The 222-nt window shown below is 79.7% G+C and carries 1 protein-coding gene; it reads right to left on the bottom strand.

All coding sequences use genetic code 11. The annotated features are described in order from the left end of the window. Window positions 1-222 (bottom strand): FAD-dependent oxidoreductase (locus QWJ41_RS21620; RefSeq protein ID WP_439117359.1); only part of this gene is annotated, 222 nt, incomplete at both ends.

The raw sequence follows: 222 nt of genomic DNA, 5'->3' as shown, positions 1-222 counted from the left end.
TGCCGGCGCCGAGGTAGAAGTGCCCGCCCGACATCGACGACGTGCCGCCGTGCACGGCCGCGCGCTCCAGCAGCAGCACCCGGGCCCCGGCGCGCGCGGCCGCCAGCGCCGCGCAGCCACCGGCGATGCCGAAGCCGACCACCACGACGTCGTACGCCGGGGCGTCGGGCGGGGCGCTCGCGACCGGGAGGGTCGCGGGGATGGCGGTGCCGGGGCTGTCCA

The sequence above is a fragment of the Nocardioides cremeus genome (genome assembly GCF_030518195.1).
In the GTDB taxonomy this organism is placed as follows: domain Bacteria; phylum Actinomycetota; class Actinomycetes; order Propionibacteriales; family Nocardioidaceae; genus Nocardioides; species Nocardioides cremeus.
The sequence above is the reverse complement of the archived record's forward strand: the minus strand, read 5'-3'. Positions and strand labels throughout refer to the sequence as shown.